The sequence below is a fragment of the Carnobacterium sp. 1290_CSPC genome (assembly GCF_001053265.1).
GTDB lineage: Bacteria > Bacillota > Bacilli > Lactobacillales > Aerococcaceae > Aerococcus > Aerococcus urinaeequi.
Map to the genome: position 1 here is coordinate 40706 of NZ_JVVG01000048.1, position 21502 is coordinate 62207.

The following is a 21502-nucleotide window of genomic DNA, read 5'->3' on the forward strand; positions in this document are numbered from 1 at the left end:
AATGAAGAAGCTGACTGGATTTGCTGATATTTATAATAATAAGTCGATGAATCAATTAATTGTAGAAAGTTAGCGCTATAAAGTATAGTAATTGAAGTGAATAGCAAAACAATAAAATCATACTTTGTAAGATAGCTTATGATAAATCTAAAACAGTCTATGAGCATTAATCCATATAAACTAAGCCAAAATGCATTAGAAACCGTCTGTATAGTCATGAGTATCTTTATGGATATCTGTCTATGTCTATTAGTTTACATAACATATATTATTTAAAGCGATAAGTGTTTTAAATATTCAATTTCTATGTCCAAACTATGATGTCCTCCACCTATCATTCGTCGACAATATTTTGTATTAGCCTCAATTAATCTCTAGTGATATGATGGTATTAAACTAAAAAGTTAGGAAGATTTTTTATGACAGACCCATTATCTTATACTGAAACGACCATAGATACTATAGAAAATGACCAAGTGACCATCCGTCCTGCTGAACTTGCTGATGCAGCTCAGTTAACGGCTATCTACAATTATTACATTCAAAATACTACCATTTCTTTTAGAATCGCCTTAACTGACGTTTCCTTAAAGGAAGAACAAATTACTGAACGTATTGGAATCAATCCCTTTCTAGTGGCTGATTATAACGGCGATGTTATCGGTTTTGCTTATACCTCTGACGCTGGTGCCTATGAAGGCTATCGGCCTTCTAAAGAGATTTCTATCTATCTAGATGCCCACGTTAAGGCTAAAGGCATTGGTAGCCGCTTATATCAAGCGCTAGAGCAAGAAATCATCGACAATTACCCTGATATCTACAAACTCGTGTCACAGGTCACAGGAACCAACGAATCATCGTTGAAATTCCATAAAAAACATGGCTTTGAACAATTCGGTGTCTGTAAGAACATGGGTTACAAATTCGACCAATGGCTAGACGTTGTCTACCTGGAAAAAGACATTCGCCCTCTTGTTTAAAATGTAAAAATAACCAAAAAAATCCAGAACGTTTGTTCTGGATTTTTTCTATACTTGAAATTTTATTATAATACCAAGTTATATACTAAGGCTGCAATGATTGCACCAATGATAGGACCTACAATTGGAACCCAAGCGTAGCCCCAGTTAGAACCACCCTTACCTGAAATTGGTAGGAAGGCATGGGCAATACGAGGACCTAAGTCACGAGCCGGGTTGATGGCGTATCCTGTAGGACCACCTAATGAAAGTCCTACCGCCCCTACTATGATACCAACGATCATTGGGTTTAAACCATCTGAAATTTGGTTTGCACCTAAGGCCATAACACCAATAACCAAAACAGCGGTACCAATGATTTCAGTCATTAGGTTCCATACAGGACTTTCAACTTGCGGACCAGTTGCGAAAGTACCTAAGATTGAACCTTCTTCGTTAGTTGCTTCAAATTGCTCGTGGTAAGCTAACCAAACTGTCGTAGCACCTAGAATTGCCCCAATCATTTGACCAGCAATATAAGGGATCACTTCAGCCCAAGCAAATGAACCGTTTACAGCGAAAGCAATAGTAACCGCTGGGTTTAAGTGGGCGTCTGACAAGAAACCAGAAGCGTATACACCAATAGTTACAGCTAAAGCCCAACCCATGGTAATAACAATCCAACCGCTTTCTTTGGAATTCGATTTGTCTAAGTTTACACCAGCATTAACCCCACACCCTAATAAGACCAGTAAAAAAGTACCAATTAATTCACCAATAAATCCATCCATATTAAATCCTCCTGTGTTTTTATAAATAATAATAACATATTATTTATAGAATATTTATACTAAAATATAAATTATTTTAAGTACTGTAATTCAGCCTTAGCAATTTCTTCATCTAGTGCTGTTTTCTGTTGATCCTCAGTGGCTTGATCTAAACCAAAGTAATCGACAATCGTATGGCTAACCGCATCTTTAACTGCAAGCATCTTGTCATGTTGGAACAGCATGAAGGTTGTACGACGAGCGAAGAAGTCTAATGGTGTGTATACCCCTTCTTCCTCTAAGGCATAAATTAAGCTAACAGCAATATCAACTGGATAGTCATATTTAGCTGCATATTCTTTGGCTACTGGTAGGTATGAAATCACACGGTTCATATTTGAACCATACAATTTAGCTAATTTAAGTGATTGTCCATAAGTTAAACCACGAGCTACACCTACATTTGCAAATTTTTCCATAGCCGTTTCATAGCTATTAGGATCGAACTGGCCACCAGATACAGGGTAAGTTGATGATTGTACTAATTCGTAAGTTTTACCCGTAATGTCAATAACAGTAGGGATAATTCTTTCCATTGCACCTTTAGCCATTTTCCGGTAGTCAGTAAGTTTACCACCAGCTAGGGTAAATAAACCTGAATCAGAAACAGATAAGTCTGAACCACGAGATACGCTTGATGGGCCACCATCGCCACGTTCAGAAGTATTAGAGCCTAAATCTTGTAACTTATCTTCAACCACGCTACGTTCAACTTTATCTTTGCTGTAGCCATCGAATAAAGACACTAATTCATCAAATGTACGTTCTGATAGTCGACCTGCGTCACCACCATTGTAGTCAGAGGCGTTATTTGAATCAATTAAAGGTCGTAAACCTGCCCATGAAGTTTCGATATCATTGATAGACAAGTTGGCATTCGGGAAGCGGTGGTTGACAACACGTAATAGGTAATCAACGTCTTCTTGAGTCACTGTTGGGTGTTCAAAGTCACCAGAGTAGTCCGTATCAGTAGTACCGAAGTAAGTTTTATTTTCACGAGGTAAAACAAAGACCATACGGCCATCTTGTTCGCCTGTGTCAAAGTAAATTGGTTGCGACACTGTTAATTTTGATTTATCTACGACGAAATGCACACCTTTGGTTGGACGCATCTGTGCAGGCTTCTCATCAGCACCGTCTAATTGGCGAATTGTATCTGACCAAGGACCAGTTGTATTAATTACTACATGAGATTTAACAGTAAATGTTTCTCCTGAAAGTAAATCTTCAACTTTAACAGCCACAATTTTGTTATTTTCATATTCGAAACCAACAACTTTTGCGTGGCTTAATAAATCTGCACCATCATCGTTTGCTTGTTTGATATTTTCAATAACTAAGCGTGAGTCATTGTTGTTGAAATCTAGGTATTTACCACCACCGATTAAACCTTCAGCCATTAAGCCTGGTTGACGACTTAAAACTTCATCTTTAGACAACATTTCGTTGGCGTATTGAGAATCTTTTACACCAGCTAGTGAGTCATAGATATCCATAGCGATTTGCAAGCGTAATGGATTGAAAGTTACTTTTGGTTCGTCATATAAAGGCATTAACATTGGATCTGGTTGTGGGATATGTGGTGCAATATTATGAACAGTTGCACGCTCAGTTACTGTATCTGAAACCACTTCTAGGTCGAAGTTTTTCAAGTAACGGATACCACCGTGTACTAATTTAGTTGAACGGCTTGAAGTCCCTTCAGAGAAGTCTTGCATATCCACTAAGGCCGTTTTTAGGCCAGATGCAGCTGCTTGAATCGCTACACCTGCACCTGTGATACCGCCTCCAATAATGAATAAATCATATTGGTTTTCTTTTAATTGTTCGACTGTTTCTTTTCTATACTTAAATGATAATTTAGGCATTTAAACTATACCTCCTATGTATTAGTCGTTTGCTTCTTCTTTAAAGTATTGTGAGTAAGCACGTGTTGCACGGACTGCGTTAGTCCAACCCGCATATAGGTCTTCTTTATGTGAGTCATTCATCTTAGGTTCGAAAGTTTGTCCTGGTTGGGTAAATGATTTCAATTCATCAATGTCTTTCCAGTAACCAACAGCTAAACCAGCTAGATAAGCAGCACCTAAGGCTGTTGTCTCAAGATTAGCAGCACGAGCAATCTCAATACCAGTAATGTCTGATTGGAACTGCATCAAGTAACCATTCATTGCTGCGCCACCATCAACTTTTAGTAATGGAATATCGATACCAGTATCCTTATTCATTGTATCAGTAATGTCGCGAACTTGGTATGCAATTGATTGTAAAGTTGCTTTGGCGAAGTCAGCTTTTGTTGTCCCGCGTGTGATACCAAATGCTGCACCACGAGCGTCAGAGTCCCAGTATGGCGCACCTAAACCAGTAAAGGCTGGTACTAAGTAAACTTCATCTTCATTTATTGATTGGTTAGCTAAAGCTTCAGTTTCAGCAGCGTTTTCAATTAATTCTAAACCATCTCGAATCCATTGGATAGCTGAACCAGCAACGAATACAGACCCTTCTAAGGCGTAAGTAACCTTGTCACCAATCACGAAACCAACTGTCGTTAATAGGTTATTTTCAGATAATTTTAACTCACTTCCAGCATTCATTACGATAAAGGCACCAGTACCGTAAGTTGATTTTACAGTACCTTCTTCTGTAGCTAATTGACCGAATAAAGCACCTTGTTGGTCCCCTACCATACCAGAAATTGGTACTTCGTAGCCATAGAAGTGGAAGCCAACAGTATGACCGTAAACCTCTGAGTTTGAGCGAATTTCTGGCATAATGGCTTTTGGAATATTTAACGTGGCTAACATTTCATCGTCCCACTCAAGTTTCTCAATGTTCATCAACATTGTACGAGAAGCATTTGAGTAGTCAGTAGCATGAACTTCTCCATTAGTTAATTTCCAAAGCAACCAAGTATCGATCGTACCAAATAGCAATTCACCTTTTTCAGCACGCTCTTGGGCACCTTCAACGTGGTCTAAAATCCAGCGAATCTTAGTAGCAGAGAAATAAGCATCAACTACTAAACCAGTATGTTGCTGTATTTTTTCTTTTAAACCTTGGTCAATCAAGTTATCACTGATTGAAGCAGATTGACGTGACTGCCAAACAATTGCGTTATAAATTGGTCTACCAGTATCTTTTTCCCAAACAACTGTAGTTTCACGTTGGTTGGTAATCCCAATACCAGCGATTTGGTCAGGGCGTAAACCACCATCAATAAATGCACCAGCGATTACTGCCTGTACTGAGTTCCAAATTTCAATCGCATTGTGTTCTACCCAACCAGATTTAGGGAAAATTTGCTCAAACTCCTTCTGACTAGAAGCAATAGGTTCAGCTTTATGGTTGTATATCACTGCCCGCGATGAAGTTGTTCCTTGGTCGATCGCCATGATATATTTTTCTTGTTCACTCATTATAATTCCTCCTACTTAATAAAAAATTGCTAAATAAGCGCTTCCATTACAAAGTGAGTATACGCTACGTAAATAAAAAATACTAGAAATTGGTCAATAAAAATACAAATGTGCATTGCAAAATATTGGCGCCAAATACCAAAAGTGTTGATAAACCTATGAAAAAAGGGATGTGCTTACATAGTGCAATCCCCTTTTTTCAATCAGGTTAAAACAAAATTGTATATACAAGTGGTCGTTAGACTTTTCGCCAAGTTGATCTGGATAATAAAATGATCACTGGATAAATTTCTAGACGGCCGATAATCATCCCTACTGACATGACGACTTTTGAAAAATTAGACAGGGACCCATAATCTTGTGACGGCCCTAGTAAATCAAGGGACCCACCGATATTTGAAATAGTGGCGATGGTCGCTGAGAATGCGGATGAAAAGTTCTGTGCATCAAATGACAGAACTACTAGGATTAAAACGAATACGGCTAGATAGGTCATAAGATAGTAAACAATCCCGTAGTGGACATTTTTCTCAATACGTTTGCCGTTATAGGTCATAGGAATCACCCTATTTGGTGCAAGTAAATGCTGGATTTCATGTTTAATAGACCGCAAATAAATTCCTATCCGGATAACTTTTAGACCGGACGCTGTAGACCCTGACATAGCGCCGACAAACATCAACAATAGAATGGTGGTATGGGCAGCTATCGGCCATTCCAAGATATCTACTGTGGTATAAGCAGTAGTTGACATGATGGACACGATATTAAAGAGCACATCGTGTATCATACGGAAGAAGTTGTCGTAATAAGGGATTAAGGCCAAAGAAATAATGGCTAAGGCCCCTAAAATGATATAGATATACCATTTCAACTCTTCGTCTTTAAAGATTTCCCTCCAGCGTCTTTCGTAAGCAAGGTAGAAGAAGTTGAAATTTAAACCAAATGTAAACATGGCGATCATCAAAATCGTCTCAACCACCCTTGAATTGTAATGGGCGATGGAGGCGGGGTAGATATTAAAGCCCCCTGTCCCGGCCGTTCCCATAGAGAGTAGCATAGATTCAAACCATGGTACACCGGCGACCCAAAGTAAGACCGCGAATACGACTGTTAGAAATAGATAAATAAAGTACAAGATATAGATCGATGAAGAGACCCTAGATTCAAGCTTACCTGTCGATGGTCCTGGTAACTCCGCTCGCATGACATATACTCCTTTTGCCCCCATATTTGGGACGACATAAAGGAGGAAAATCAACATCCCCATACCCCCTACCAGTAAGGTAAAGGACCGCCAGAACATCAAGGATTCGGGCAATACATCAAGTGTGTCGACTAGGACGCTGGCCCCAGTGGTAGTAAAACCGGATACCGCTTCAAATAAGGCGTCGACGTAGGAATTGACAGCGCCTGACAAATAGAATGGTAAGGCCCCAAAAATGGAAATCAAAAACCAGGATAAGGAGACTAAGACGAAACCTTCTCGGGCAAAGAATACGTCTTTCTCTGGTTGTCTAAAGGACATGACTTTACCGGCAATAAAGGTAATTATCATGGAGACGACAAAGGCTAAAATAACCTTGACTTCGTTTTGGTAGATAACGGCTACTAATAATGATGGCAGCATCAGTAGCGACAAGACCATGAGTAGCCGGCCAATTAAATATTGGATGTAGGACCAATTCATTCGCCATCTCTCCTATTCTTCTTCACCACGATGTCATTAAAGTTCCGAATTTGATCTTCGGTATCAATAACTAGGACATGGTCACCAGGAATAAAGGCGTCGTCCCCACTTGGAATGATCATTTCCTTGTTGCGGACGATTAAACCAATCATCAAACCTGGTCTAAAAGTCATATCTTTGATCGGTGTGGCAAGAATTTTACAATCTGGGCTCAAGACAAATTCTAGGACGGCTGTTTTATTGTCTGATAAACGGGCATAGTTTTGTAATTTGTCGGTTTGACTAGAGGCAATTGAGCTAACATGACGGGTTACCGCGTCTACAATAGCCTTTCTAGGAGATAAAATCACGTCTAGTTTACTATCATCAATCAAGCGGATTAAGCCTGGTCGGTTCACCTTGGTAATGGTTTTGCGAACGCCGGCATTTTTCCCGTATAAAGACACCATCAAGTTCTCTTCGTCTGAGTTGGTTAAAGTCAGCAAGAGGTCAAAATTTTCTACTCGTTGTTCATTTAAGACATATTGGTCAGTTCCATCATCATAGATGACTTCTGTATTAGTAAATTGGTTGGCCAATTCAGAAGCCCGGTTCTTATCTAGCTCGATCAAACGGGTATGAATCCCCCTAGCATGTAGGAGTGGAATCAGATAGTGGTTAATCCGGCTTCCCCCAACGATTAAGGCGGATCTATATCGTTTTACTTTCTTATGGCCAGCAGCAACGAAAAAGTCCTGTAAAGCTTCACGTTTGGCGAAAATCTCCACAAAGTCCCCTGATAACAAGATTGAATTTCCGTCTGGAATAAGGGTCTCCCCGTTACGTTCAACTGCCACCACAATCACTTCTGGAATATTACGACGAATGTCTCGAATATACTGGTTGACGATCCATGACTTCTCCATAATCCGCACTTTAATAAGGTGCATACGGTTATGGTAAAATGGCTCCACAAAGGTGGCTGACGGGTAATCGATGACTTGAATAATGTCTTTAGCTGCAACCCTATCCTGGTTAATCAGGTAATCAATGCCAAGATTAGATTGGATAAAACCTTGTTGCGCTGTAAAGGCCTGGTTACGCACGCGGACAATTAAAAACTCTGCCCCCAAAGTTTTGGCAATCATGGCAGAAATAATATTGACCTCATCATGAGGAGAAGCCGCAATAAAGACTTGGGCGTTTTGAACATTGGCTTCACGGTGCACTTCAACGTCAACACCGTTACCCACTACCCCCTTGATATCTACCTCATCAATTAAATCATCAATGACCCGCGAATCGTTATCAATTAAGGTCAGGTTGTGACCTTCTTTAATTAACCCATGAAGGATGTCCTCTCCGAGTTTTCCCCCTCCTACAACGACAATATCCATATATCCTCCTAAAACTTGCAATAAAAGTTATAGTAAAAATGCACAAAATGCCCCCTAAACAACTTGTTTGGAAGGCACTTCGCGATTTTACCTAAAAAAATCTTACTTAAAATGTTGCTTCTAATGGTGGTACAACTTGTTTTTTACGTGATACAACGCCTGGTAAAGCAATTTGGTTGTCATTCACTTGACCGCCAAAGGCTTGTTCAGCATGTTGCATAAAGTCTTCAGAACCCACTAACAGACCTTCTGAATCACTTGTTAAAATGTTTGTTACCACTAATAAGAATGCGGTATATTCGTTTTCAGCTACTAAGTCTTTCATTGCTGCAATCACTTCGTCTTTACGTTTCAAGACATCGTCAACATCTACGACATTGATTTGACCAATACGTACTGGTTTGCCGTCCATTTCAAATGATTTAGCGTCGCCATCAGCAATTTCACTTGCAGATTTAGCGTCTACGTTTGTACCTGATTTCAATAAAGCTAAACCGTAAGCTTCAACATCTACGCCAGCGATCTCTGCTAAAGCTAAACCAACTTCTTGATCTTTTTCAGTTGTTGTTGGTGATTTGAATAATAAAGTATCAGAGATGATAGCTGATAGCATTAAACCAGCGATTTCTTTAGGGATTTCGATGCCTTTTTCTTGGAACAATTCGAAAATAATTGTTTGAGAACAACCGTATGGTTTTGCAATGAAAGTTAATGGTGCGGCACTTGTGAAATCACCGATTTTGTGGTGGTCAACAACCGAATGCACTTCAACTTCTGCTAAGTCAGCGACTGATTGTTGCGACTCGTTGTGGTCTACTAAAGCAACTGTATCTGTTTGCGTTCCAATAGATTCAATTACACGTGGTGCCTCTTGACCAAATTCATTCAAGGCATAAGCAGTTTCTTCGTTAACTTGTCCTAAGGCCACTGCTTCCGCTTCAAGTCCTTGTTGGTTTAATAAGTAGGCATATGAGATAGCAGATGTAATGGCATCTGTATCTGGATTTTGGTGTCCAAAAACTAAAATTTTATTCACGTTTATTGCTCCTTTTTAAATTCAATGATATTCACATTTTAACATAGATTAAATCGAAAAAAGGAACTTTTCGAAAAATCCGAAAGATTCCTTTTAAGTTGATTTTTAACTTTATTTCAAGATATATTTGCCTAAAATTCTTGGTACACCGCTGGATCTTGGTTGGCTGCGCGGCCATCTGGCTTATCTAAACGGTCAAATACGGCCAAGTCTTCTTCATCCAGTTTGAAGTCAAAGAAGTCTAAGTTTTCAATTTGACGCGCTTTCTTGCTTGATTTAGGGATTGGCATAGCCCCTAATTGCGCTTGCCAACGTAAAATTGTTTGACCAGCAGACTTACCATATTTAGCACCTACTGCTTCGATGTCTTCATTCTCTAAAACTGATTTATCAATTTTTTCATTTGCGCGAACAAAAGGTGACCAAGATTGAGTAATTATGCCCTTCTCCTCATGGTAAGCGCGTTGCGTTTTTTGTTGGAAGTAAGGGTGCATTTCTACTTGGTTTACCACTGGTAAGACGCCAGTTTCACGCTCAATGCGGTCAATATGTTCTGGTAAGAAGTTGCTGACACCTAGATTTTTGATGTAGCCACGTCTTTGGGCTTCAATCAGTGCTTGCCAAGCTTCAACATAGTGGTCTTCTTTTGGATTTGGCCAGTGAATCAAGTAAAAATCATAGTAGTCTAAGTTTGCTCGCATTAATGATTCTTGAATAGTCACTAAGGCATCATCGTATTTGTGGTAACGACCAGGTAATTTTGAAGCCACTTGAATCTCGTCTCTTGGAATTCCAGATCGACGAATAGCTTCACCTACTGTTGCTTCATTTTCATAGTTGTAGGCTGAATCTAGGTAACGGTAACCTGCTTCTATGGCTGACTGGATAGATTCTACCCCATCATATCCTTTAAGTTTGTATGTACCAAAACCGATTTGTGGGACTTTGGTCCCATCATGCGCTGTATAAGTTGGTATTGTCATCGAATAGCTCCCTTCAAATTCTAAGTTATAATCTTAGTTTACCATGAACCCATTTGAGACCAAATCATTTGCTTGTGCAGGACTTTAAATATTGAAAAAAGCGCAAGTGCACCCTACTTGTTAAACTGCCTGTTTTACTATGACGGATACCCCTTGTCCGCCGCCCACACATAGGGTCGCTAAACCATAAACTGACTGACGTTTTAGCATTTCATGGATCAAGGTAACCAAAATACGGGCGCCTGAAGCACCGATTGGATGACCAAGGGCAATTGCCCCACCATTCACGTTAACTTTGTCAGCTGGCAATTCTAAGCTTGTGGTTACACATAAAGCTTGGGATGCAAACGCTTCATTTGCCTCAATTAAATCTAGGTCTCCTGCTGTAATATTGGCCATTTCTAAGGCCTTGATCGTTGTTGGGATTGGACCTGTCCCCATAATTGAAGGATCTACCCCACCCGTTGCGTATGATGCAATGGATACCATGGGTTTAAGTCCTAGTTCATCGGCCTTACGCTTAGACATTAAGACAAGCATTGCTGCCCCATCATTGATACCTGATGAGTTACCTGCTGTAACTGTCCCATCTTCTTTAAAGGCTGGTTGCAATTTACCCAAACGTTTTGGTGTAATACCCGAACGTGGCCCTTCATCTTCAGTCACTACTTGCACCCCATTTTTTTGTGGGATGGTCACTGGGACAATTTCTTCTGCAAAACGATCAGCCTCTTTCGCTGCTACAGCCTTGATTTGGCTAGCGGCTGCAAATTCATCTTGGGCTTCACGGGAAATCCCGTATTGGTCCGCAATATTTTCTGCTGTAATCCCCATCGCATCGTTTGAGAAGGCATCAGTTAGACCATCGTGTTGCATAGTGTCAATCATTTGACCATTGCCCATACGCTGACCCCAACGAGCGGAATCAACCACATATGGTGCACGAGTCATATTTTCCGTACCACCTGCGACCACAATATCAGCGTCGCCAAGCATGATAGCTTGTGCGCCCATCATGACAGTACGCAATCCTGAACCACAAACTTGGTTAATGGTTACGGCAGTAGATTCGTTAGACAAACCTGATTTTAGGGCGACTTGGCGCGCAACGTTTTGGCCAAGTCCAGCACTTAATACATTCCCCAAGATCACTTGTTCAACTTTTTTTGGGTCTAAATCAATTGAAGCGAGTGTTTCTTTTAATACTTCTACCCCTAAATCAACTGCTGAAATGCTTTTAAATTGGCCACCAAATTTTCCGATTGCAGAACGTTTCGCTGCAACAATGACTACTTCTTCCATAAAACTCTCCTTTATCATTCATTCATTTTCTTGATTTAAATCCGCGAATAAATGTTCATCTCTTTAATTATAGCGAAGAATGCTGTTAATATCTAGTTATCAATACTAAGATAAGTAATTATCGTTTTTCTCTAAACTTAGCCTATAACAAAACGCCTACCAAAACAATAAAAATTTGGCAGACGTTCGGATTCTTAATTGAAAATTTATTTTTCAGGATTAAAAGACGTGAAGTCAATTAACGGCGTTACTAAGCTAATTTGACCATGATCTTTCTCGTCTACAAGCATTGACCCGTTTGAGTAACGGTTGGCAATTGCCACGTCACCTGTTCTAAAGTTTTCACGATGAGATTGGCTTGTAAGCACTTCAAATACCTGTTTAGTGTCAATGACTTCAAAGGCAGCAACAAAACGATGTGGGTTTGTTTTCAATTCTTTTAAGGCCACTAAACCACGTTTAGCTCGCCCAAGAACGTTAATTTCAGCCCATTTCAAGCGTTTCATATGCCCTCGTTGGGTCACCATCATCAATTGCAAGTTATCATCTGGAACGGCTGCGTATGACAATCCAACCACATAATCATCTTGTTTCAGGTTAATAGATTTAACCCCTTTAGCACGCGCACCAATAATCGAAATTTCATCAATGCTGTATCTTAAGGTAAAACCAAAATGCGTCACTAAGATGACTTGGGCTTGGCTTTGGTCAGTTGCGCCGTCAATGCGGTAAACACCAATTACTTGATCAGTGTCAGAAGATAAATTCATAGCTAATGACGATTTGTTTTTATAACCGCGGAATTCTTTGAATTCTGACAATGCCGTTTGTTTAATCATACCCGCAGCTGATGCAAGCAAGAGGTTATCTTTGCTATTTTCATCGTATTTAAAGACACCGATAATTGATTCGTCACTAGCAAAGGCAATTCTTTGCGAAACATGCTCCCCTAAGTCTTTCCAACGGATGTCTTGTAATTCATAAACTGGTTGGAAGATGTAGTTCCCTTTATTGGTTATGAATACTAACTGATCCAAAGTAGACATTTTTTCAAGGAATTGTACATGGTCTCCGTCGCGTAAACCGACTTCTTCAATACCAGAAGCTTTAAATGACCGCAGACTAGACCGTTTGATATAACCACCGCGGGTAACTACAACGATAACGTCTTCTTCAGAAATTAATAATTGTTTCTTCACGATGACTTCTTGGATTTCGTCTTGAATCTCAGTACGACGTTCAGAAGCGTAGGCTTTCTTAATCGCTTTGAGTTCAGACTTCATCCGACCGTATAGCACTTTGTCGTCAGATAAGACTGCTTGGTATGAAGCAATATCCTCGTTTAATTGTAGGCGTTCATTTTCTAAGGCAGTAACGTCTGTATTGGTTAAACGGTACAGTTGTAGGCTTACGATGGCTTCTGCTTGGGCTTCCGAAAAATCAAAAGCTTCAATCAAATTGTATTTAGAATCTGATTTGTTTTTAGAATTTCTAATAGTCGCAATCACCTGGTCTAGAATAGACATGGCTTTGACCAATCCATCTACGATATGTAAGCGACGTTGGGCCTTATTTAAATCAAAGGTTGTCCGACGACGAATAATTTCATAACGGTGGCCGATATAAGCGTTTAAAGCTTCTCTAATCCCAACTAATTCAGGACGTTGGTCATTAATGGCCACCATGTTGAAGTTATAGTTAATTTGCAAATCAGAATTTTTGTAGAAGTAGTTTAGGATAGCATCAGAACTTGCATCCTTTTTCAATTCAATCACGATTTGTAGGCCGTTACGGTCCGTTTCATCGCGGACTTCTTGAATCCCGTCAATTGACCGGTTCAACCGTAACTCATCCATCCGGCGCACAAGGTTAGCCTTATTCACTTCATATGGAATTTCCGTGATCACGATTTTCTCTTTACCACCACGGTCTGTTTCAATATGATGCTTAGACCGAACAACGACTTTCCCGCGTCCAGTAGTATAAGCTTTCTTCAACTCTTCTCGCCCTTGGATAATAGCCCCCGTTGGGAAATCTGGTCCAGGAACAAAGTCCATCAACTTATTGACTGTGGCATTTGGATGGTCGATTAGATAAGTTGTTGCATCAATAATTTCACCTAGATTATGCGGCGGAATTTCAGTCGCGTAACCCGCTGAAATACCAGTTGCCCCATTAACCAATAGGTTTGGGAAACCTGCTGGTAAAACAGTTGGTTCTTCAGCCGTGTCATCAAAGTTTAGGATCATTTCAACCGTGTCTTTATCAAGATCACGCAATAATTCATCGGCAATCTTCGATAAACGGGCTTCTGTATACCGCATGGCAGCTGCAGAGTCACCGTCCATAGACCCGTTATTCCCGTGCATCTCTACTAAAACTTCACGGTTCTTCCAGTCTTGAGACATCCGGACCATGGCTTCATAAACTGATGAATCACCGTGGGGGTGGTAGTTACCAATTACATTACCGACTGTTTTGGCCGATTTACGGAAGTTTGAAGAAGAGGTATTCCCCTCTTGAAACATTGCGAACAAAATCCGGCGTTGTACTGGTTTTAATCCATCGCGAATATCAGGTAGCGCCCGGTCTTGGATGATGTATTTAGAATAGCGTCCGAAACGGTCACCCATTACCTCTTCTAATGTTAATTTTTGAATTTCAACCATTAATAATCACCATCTTCATCAAATAAATTAATTTGCCCACCAGTTACGTCATCCGCAGCTTCGTTAGCAGTGACACTGGTTTGATTTTGGTTTTCTAAAATTTCGACAACTTCTTCCTTATCGCCAGCATCAGTATCTGAGGCATTTTCAAGCAGGGTATCATCTTCGTCCATGGTGAAGGCCACATTGTCTTCAATCCATTTCCGTCTAGGTTCAACCTTGTTCCCCATTAAAACAGATACCCTTTTTTCAGCTAGGGATAAATCGTCAATTGTTACCCGGACAAGTGTACGTGTTTCAGGATCCATAGTTGTTTCCCATAATTGGTCCGCATTCATCTCACCCAAACCTTTGTAACGTTGCAAGATATAGCCTTTGCCGACTTTATCAGTCACAGTTTTTAACTCGTCATCCGTCCAAGCATATTCAATGACCTCATTTTTCCCCTTACCCTTAGACACCTTATACAATGGTGGCATAGCAAGATAGACTTTACCCGCCTCTACTAAAGGTTTCATATAGCGGAAAAAGAAGGTCAGCAGTAGCACCTGGATATGGGCCCCATCGGTATCGGCATCGGTCATGATGATGACTTTATCGTAGTTGGCATCCTCAACCTCAAATTCAGCCCCTACACCTGCACCAATGGTATAGATGATGGTGTTCAACTCTTCATTTTTTAGAATATCTTGAATGCTGGCTTTTTCAGTGTTTAATACCTTACCACGTAATGGCAAGATAGCCTGGAATTTACGGTCCCGCCCTTGTTTAGCAGAACCACCGGCAGAATCCCCCTCCACTAGGAAAAGTTCATTCTTTTTGGCGTTACGGCCCTGTGCAGGGGTTAATTTACCAGATAATAGAACTTCCTTACGTTTGCCCTTAGCACCACGTGACGCTTCACGTGCTTTACGGGCAGCATCTCTCGCTTCACGTGCTTTTAAAGCTTTACGGACCAGCATTTGTGCTGCTTCCCCGTTTTCAATTAGGTAAACCGCTAAGTTTTCAGATACGATTTTATCAGAAGCTGAACGAGCTTGTGGTGTCCCTAGTTTAGACTTGGTTTGCCCTTCAAACTGCAAGATTTCTTCAGGAACCCGTAGCGATAAGACAGCTGTATACCCTTCTCGTACGTCAGACCCTTCAAGATTCTTTTCTTTAGTCTTCAACAAGTCCACCTTACGGGCGTATTCATTGAAAGACTTGGTTAAACCTGTACGCATCCCCGATTCATGGGTCCCGCCGTCTGCAGTTCTTACGTTATTGACGAATGATAAGACTGTTTCCGAATAACCATCGTTATATTGGAAGGCCAATTCGATTTCAATCCCGTTTTCAACCCCTTGGAAAAAGACGACATCATGTAAAACGTCCTTGTCTTCATTTAAGTAATCGACAAAAGCCTTGATCCCTTCTGCATAATGGAAGGTTTCCTCAGTCTCGTTGATTTCATCAATAAAGTCGATACGTAAGTCTTTTAATAAAAAGGCTGATTCACGTAAGTGTTCCCGAATAGTTGACGGGTCAAATTTAATATTGCCAAAAATTTCAGCATCCGGATAAAATTGGATTTTAGTGCCGGTGTTTTTGCTTTTAAAGGCTTTTGTTTTGGGTTTGCCTGGTTTACCACCATTGGTAAATTCCTGGTAGTATTCCTTGCCGTCCCGGTGAACTGTGGCAATAAATTTGCTGGACAAGGCATTTACTACAGATGAACCTACACCGTGTAGACCCCCTGAAGTTTTATAACCTGAACCACCGAATTTACCACCCGCATGAAGGACCGTTAAGATGACCTCAACAGTCGGCTTACCGCTAGTATGTTTACCAATCGGCATCCCACGCCCATTATCGGTAACAATTGCTGAACCGTCTTTAGCAATGGTTACTGTAATATGGTCAGCATATCCACTCAAGGCCTCGTCAATTGAGTTATCGACAATCTCATACACTAAATGGTGTAAACCACGTGCATCTGTTGACCCGATATACATACCAGGACGTTTTCTAACTGCTTCCAGGCCTTCTAATACCTGGATCGAACTTTCATCATAAGTTGATTTATTATTTTGGTTTGTTGGTTTGGCCAAATCGTTTACCCCACTTTCAATCTTTTTCATCATATATTAAAACCGCTGATTTGCCAAATAGAATCAATATCAATAGGCCCATTTATTTGCGGGTAACTCATCCATTATAGCCTAAAATATTCGAAAGAAAGAAAATATTCTTGGGAAAATTTTTGATTTTCATAACTAGCTAATTAAGTTTGCAATATTTAAATTTGTCTCATATAACTGTATTCCTTTGAATTAATGATATAATATAGGGAGTCTATAGATTTATTGAAAGGAATTAAATCATGTTAACGATTCTATTACTAATCGTCGCTTACCTATTGGGGTCTATTCCCTTTGGTTTAGTTGTCGGCAAACTCATCTATAAAAAAGATATTCGCCAATTCGGCTCAGGAAATATCGGTACGACAAATGCCTTCCGAGCTTTTGGTACCATTGGAGGCGTCCTTGTTTTCATCTGTGATATGGTAAAAGGGGCTATCCCCGTCTTACTGGCGATCTGGTTGAATCCTGGCTTACACCCTTTACTATTTGGTGGTATGGCCATCGTTGGTCATTCATTCCCACTATTCCTTAAATTTAATGGTGGTAAAGCAGTGGCAACCTCATTTGGTGTAGTTTTAGCCTATCATCCGGTATTTGCCTTGATTTCAATCGCATCATTCTTTGTATCCTTATTCATCACGAGTATGGTAAGCTTCTCTTCTATCTTTGCGGTGATTTTTGCAACGATTTTAAGCTTATTCTACCAAGACTTGGGCTTAACAATTGCGGCTGTTTTAGTCTTAATCCTGGTTGTTGTCCGTCATAAAGATAACATTAAACGGATTCGTCAAGGGACAGAGTCAAAAGTGCCCTTTGGTTTAAACAAAGCCAAGAAAAAATAAATGAATCAAAATCAATAAAATAAAGAGCGATCCCAGATTAGCACTTCAACAAGCTAATCTTTGGGATGCTCTTTTTTCTGTTTGGCATGGGGGTGAAACTGTAGGTAGTTATCCCGTAATTTTTCTTTTGATAAATGGGTGTAGATTTGTGTCGTGGATAAGGAAGCATGGCCTAGTAGTTCTTGAACAGTTCTTATATCCGCCCCATTGTTGAGTAAATGAGTGGCAAATGAATGCCGCAATTTATGGGGATGGATGGACAAAGTAGTGGCTGACTTTTTGACAATTTGGTCTAAAATGTAAGCAATCCCTTGGCTAGTCAACTGTTCGCCCTTGTAGTTGACGAATACGAACGCGTGTTCTGTATCATCAAAATGGCCCTTAGCCATGAGTTGGCTTCTGCCATTTTCCAGGTAATCTACTAAGGCATCGTGGCAAAATGACCCGATTGGTACATAACGGTCTTTGTTGCCTTTCCCGCGTAAGAGGACCATATCTGCTGTTAGGTCGACTTGATTGATGGCTAAGTCTCTTACTTCAGAAACCCGGGCTCCTGTTCCATATAAGAATTCTAATAAGGCGCGGTTTCTAAGGGCAATCGGATCGTTTCCTTGAACCGAATCAAATAATGACTGAATTTCTGATTCATAGAAAAAATCAGGCAATTTAAGGCCTGTTTTAGCAGTTTTCACATAATTAAAGGGATTTTCACTGACTAATTCACGGTCAAGCAGCAAATTGTACGCAGAACGCAAACTGGATAGGTGGCGGGAAATAGATTTCCTTGACAGACCGTCTCGCTGCAAATTACCTAAATAGATCCGGATATCCCTGTAAGCCACTTGGTCTAATTGGTCTATACCCGCATCCTTCATAAAGGCTTGAAAGTTCTCTAAATCAGACATATAGGCCTTGATGGTTTCCGGTGAATACTGTCTTTCATGGGCTAAATAGTCGCTGAATAAGCCTTTAAAGTCATCTGTTGGCATTAAAAAACACCCTCTCTAGTAGTGGCTAAAATATACCACAATGAAAAGGATGTTTTCAAATTTTGTCACTATTTTTAGAAGTCTTAAGCTTCTACTGCTTCACCTTTTTGCACGTCTTCTTCATAGTCACCGTTTGGACAAACGATTTGTTTACCACCACGGATTTTCTTTTCAACCAAGTAATGGTCACATTTTGGACATGCACGAGCGACTGGTTTGTTCCAGTCAGTAAAGTCACAGTCTGGGTATCTAGAGCAACCGTAGAAGATACGATTTTTCTTCGATTTACGTTCAACTACTTGACCTTCATGACATTTCGGACAAGTTACACCGATTTCTTTCACAATAGCTTCGGTGTGGCGACAGTCTGGGAAGTTGGCGCAGGCATAGAATTTCCCGAAACGACCCATTTTAATGACCATTTCACCGCCATCGATAGGACATTTAAAGCCAGCTGGTTCATCTTTGATTTCAATTTTTTCCATTTCCACTTCAGCTTTTTCCAGCTCTTTATGGAATGGTTTAAAGAAGGCATCGATAACTTCAACCCATTCTTTTTGGTCCGTTTCGATTTCATCTAATTCTTTTTCAAGATCAGCTGTAAATGACGTATCCACGATTTCTGGGAAGAATTCAGCAATCATCTTATCAACAATTTCACCTAGTTCAGTTGGTTCAAATCGTTTGGCTTCTAATTTTACGTAGTAGCGCTTGATCAGTGTTTCGATGGTTGGTGAGTATGTTGACGGACGGCCAACGCCATCTTCTTCTAGTTTCTTGATTAAAGAAGCCTCAGTATAGCGAGCTGGTGGTTGGGTGAAGTGTTGACTTGGTTCTAAGTCTTTAGACTTCACTGTTTCACCGTTAACTAATTCCGGTAAGATATTATCTTTGTTGTTGGCTTCTGTATAAACTTTTTGGTAACCTTCAAACTTAATTTTAGAACCATTTGCTCTAAAAGTCGCTTGGTTTTGTACCAAATCAGCAGATACAGTGTCATAGATGGCTGGTGCCATTTGACTGGCCATAAAACGAGACCAAATCAATGAATATAAGCGGAATTGATCACGAGATAAGTAATCTTTAACAGCATCCGGTGTCCGGTCAGCTGATGAAGGACGAATCGCTTCATGGGCATCTTGAGACCCTTGGGCTTTCTTGCTTGCTGCTTGGTAACCTAAGTATTCCTTACCATAAGTATTGGTAATATATGCTTTTGCACCGGCTTTAGCTGAATCAGAGATACGGGTTGAATCGGTACGCATATAAGTAATCAAACCTACTGGCGCTCCGCTACCTAGTTTGATTCCTTCATATAGTTGTTGGGCCACCATCATAGTTTTACGAGTCCGGAAGTTTAATTTTTTCGCCGCTTCTTGTTGCATTGATGACGTGGTAAAAGATTTTTGCGGGTTCCGCTTACGTTCTTTTTCCGTTACGTTTTCAACTGTGAAGTCTTGGGTTTTAATTTCCGCCATGAACGCTTTAACATCCGATTCATTTTTCAAATCAAGTTTTTTACCCTTGAATTTTGAAGCGTTAGCTTTAAAGGTCTTACGGTCTTTAATAAATGACCCTTCAACTGTCCAGTACTCTTCAGGTTTGAAGGCGCGGATTTCATTTTCCCGATTGATAATCATATGTAAAGCAACGGATTGTACCCGACCAGCGGATAAACCTTTCTTCACTTTCTTCCACAACATCGGGGATAAATTGTAACCTACTAAACGGTCTAACACACGACGTGCTTGTTGGGCGTCTACTAGATCCATATTAATCGGACGTGGGTTTGCGATCGCCTCTTTAACAGCTTCTTTGGTTACCTCATTATAGGTTACACGGATTGGGTCTTCAGGGTTTAAGCCTAAAATGTGGGCTAAATGGAAAGCAATTGCTTCCCCTTCACGGTCCGGGTCACTCGCAAGAAAGACTTTTTCAGCTTTCTTTGCATCTTTACGTAACTCTTTGATTAAAGGCCCTTTACCACGGATGTTGATGTAGTCCGGTTCATAGTCATTTTCAAGATCAATTCCCATACGCGATTTTGGTAAATCACGTAGATGACCTTTGCTAGCTACAACTCTATAATTTCTGCCTAAGTACTTATCTATAGTTTTGGCTTTCGTCGGAGATTCTACGATTACTAAATATTTATATGCCAACGACAAGCTCCTTTCTGATATCCATTTCTAAATCGCTTTACATATTATGCTAGAAGAATAGCTTTTGTCAAATATGAAAATTAATAGCTACAAATGAATATATAACCTAAAGATAAAATAAGCAAGCAATATATGCACATTATATATAGAAGAAAGTTGTTTGTTGGAAAATTCACAGGCAAAAATTAAGTTTTTCTATACATTGAAAAATAAGTCGCGCAAGATTTCTGAAGCCTGTAATGCCGGTGTTGCACCGTAGTAAATTAATTGGTTGGTCCCTACAGATAAAGGGTTCGAAATAGGTCCTGGCACTGCAAAAACTAGTCTATTTTCTTGTAATGCATAATTAGCCGTAATTAAAGAACCAGATTTTTCTGCCGCCTCAATAACTATAGTCGCTTGACTGAGTCCAGCAATAGCTAGATTTCGGTAAGGGAAATGCCAGCGTTGAATTTTAGCGTGGTTAGGTAGTGGTGAAACGAGTAAATGATTATGGGCAATTTCTGCCTGCAACTTGTGGTGGTCACTTGGGTATGAAGTCAGCAAGCCCGTCCCGATAACCGCAATGGTTTCGCCCCCAGACATGGCTGCTTGGTGGGTATAGGCATCCACCCCTTTGGCTAAACCAGAGACAATGACCAAGGCTTCACTTAATTCAGGGATTAGCTGGTCAATAGCTGCTTTACCGTAGACAGACATCTTTCTTGATCCTACAACAGCCATAGCAGGTTTTTGAAAAATAGCTAAATCACCCTGACAAAATAAAACTAAATTAGGTTGGTAGGTTTGCAGTAAGGCCTTTGGATATGTTTGCGTACTAAGGATGGTCACCGGATGAATATGGTACCTTTTGTACAATTTTCTAAAATAAGCAAGTGAATACTTTTGCTTAAATCGACCCCAGGCCTTTAATTTCTGTGTATCTTGAAGCCCTTGGATATGCCTGTCTAATTCTTCAAGTGTAGTCACTTGGGCTTGAATCATATCGGCCAATTCCCGGTAGGTAAATACACCAGATTCAAAGGCATAAACCAGCATAGATTCTGTCATAGCTAAAACATCTTCCTCATTTTTGAGCATCATATCCATATACGGATTTTCAATTTCAAATAACAAAAAACCACC

15 protein-coding genes are annotated in these 21502 nt (G+C 40.2%); 2 read left to right on the plus strand and 13 right to left on the minus strand.

Annotation, left to right across the window (positions count from 1 at the left end; translation table 11 throughout):
* Nucleotides 1–419: 419 nt before the first annotated feature.
* A complete protein-coding gene (locus AC973_RS03430; protein WP_048727326.1) occupies nucleotides 420–980 on the plus strand; it encodes a GNAT family N-acetyltransferase in 561 nt (186 codons plus the stop codon).
* 65 nt (nucleotides 981–1045) lie between these two features.
* On the opposite strand, the gene AC973_RS03435 is transcribed toward AC973_RS03430, so the two are convergent.
* The 10 genes from AC973_RS03435 to parE form a co-directional block, all read right to left on the minus strand.
* A complete protein-coding gene (locus tag AC973_RS03435) occupies nucleotides 1046–1750 on the minus strand; it encodes an MIP/aquaporin family protein (RefSeq protein WP_048727329.1) in 705 nt (234 codons plus the stop codon).
* 71 nt (nucleotides 1751–1821) lie between these two features.
* Complete coding sequence (glpO, locus tag AC973_RS03440; protein ID WP_048727331.1) at nucleotides 1822–3657, minus strand: type 1 glycerol-3-phosphate oxidase; 1836 nt, start codon at nucleotides 3655–3657, stop codon at nucleotides 1822–1824.
* Nucleotides 3658–3678: 21 nt separating this feature from the next.
* A complete protein-coding gene (gene glpK / locus AC973_RS03445; protein ID WP_048727335.1) occupies nucleotides 3679–5205 on the minus strand; it encodes a glycerol kinase GlpK in 1527 nt (508 codons plus the stop codon).
* Between the two features lie 238 nt (nucleotides 5206–5443).
* A complete protein-coding gene (locus AC973_RS03450; RefSeq protein WP_048727338.1) occupies nucleotides 5444–6895 on the minus strand; it encodes a TrkH family potassium uptake protein in 1452 nt (483 codons plus the stop codon).
* Nucleotides 6892–8271 carry a Trk system potassium transporter TrkA gene (gene trkA / locus AC973_RS03455; RefSeq protein ID WP_048727342.1) on the minus strand — a complete coding sequence of 460 codons (1380 nt, stop codon included), beginning with the start codon at nucleotides 8269–8271 and terminating at the stop codon, nucleotides 6892–6894. Before trkA ends, AC973_RS03450 begins: the two co-directional genes overlap by 4 nt.
* A 106-nt stretch (nucleotides 8272–8377) precedes the next feature.
* Nucleotides 8378–9307: a manganese-dependent inorganic pyrophosphatase gene (locus tag AC973_RS03460; RefSeq protein WP_048727344.1), complete on the minus strand. Its 930-nt coding sequence runs from the start codon at nucleotides 9305–9307 to the stop codon at nucleotides 8378–8380.
* Between the two features lie 131 nt (nucleotides 9308–9438).
* On the minus strand, nucleotides 9439–10290 hold the full coding sequence (locus AC973_RS03465) for an aldo/keto reductase (RefSeq protein WP_048727348.1): 852 nt from the start codon (nucleotides 10288–10290) through the stop codon (nucleotides 9439–9441).
* Between the two features lie 120 nt (nucleotides 10291–10410).
* The gene (locus AC973_RS03470; protein ID WP_048727353.1) at nucleotides 10411–11592 is read right to left on the minus strand and encodes an acetyl-CoA C-acetyltransferase; all 1182 of its coding nucleotides are present in this window, start codon (nucleotides 11590–11592) and stop codon (nucleotides 10411–10413) included.
* Between the two features lie 206 nt (nucleotides 11593–11798).
* Nucleotides 11799–14261 (minus strand): DNA topoisomerase IV subunit A, encoded by a 2463-nt coding sequence (gene parC, locus AC973_RS03475; protein ID WP_048727356.1) that lies wholly within the window; start codon nucleotides 14259–14261, stop codon nucleotides 11799–11801.
* On the minus strand, nucleotides 14261–16351 hold the full coding sequence (gene parE, locus AC973_RS03480) for a DNA topoisomerase IV subunit B (protein WP_378107900.1): 2091 nt from the start codon (nucleotides 16349–16351) through the stop codon (nucleotides 14261–14263). Before parE ends, parC begins: the two co-directional genes overlap by 1 nt.
* A gap of 272 nt (nucleotides 16352–16623) precedes the next feature.
* Between parE and plsY the strand changes: the two genes are divergently transcribed.
* The gene (gene plsY, locus AC973_RS03485; protein WP_048727364.1) at nucleotides 16624–17226 is read left to right on the plus strand and encodes a glycerol-3-phosphate 1-O-acyltransferase PlsY; all 603 of its coding nucleotides are present in this window, start codon (nucleotides 16624–16626) and stop codon (nucleotides 17224–17226) included.
* Between the two features lie 53 nt (nucleotides 17227–17279).
* On the opposite strand, the gene xerC is transcribed toward plsY, so the two are convergent.
* The 3 genes from xerC to dprA form a co-directional block, all read right to left on the minus strand.
* Nucleotides 17280–18215, minus strand: a complete 936-nt coding sequence (gene xerC / locus AC973_RS03490) for a tyrosine recombinase XerC (protein ID WP_048727367.1) — start codon at nucleotides 18213–18215, stop codon at nucleotides 17280–17282.
* An 83-nt stretch (nucleotides 18216–18298) separates the two neighbouring features.
* Entirely contained in the window at nucleotides 18299–20377 is a 2079-nt protein-coding gene (gene topA, locus AC973_RS03495) for a type I DNA topoisomerase (RefSeq protein ID WP_048727369.1), read from the minus strand.
* A 195-nt stretch (nucleotides 20378–20572) separates the two neighbouring features.
* Complete coding sequence (gene dprA / locus AC973_RS03500) at nucleotides 20573–21493, minus strand: DNA-processing protein DprA (protein WP_225968924.1); 921 nt, start codon at nucleotides 21491–21493, stop codon at nucleotides 20573–20575.
* Nucleotides 21494–21502 lie beyond the last annotated feature (9 nt).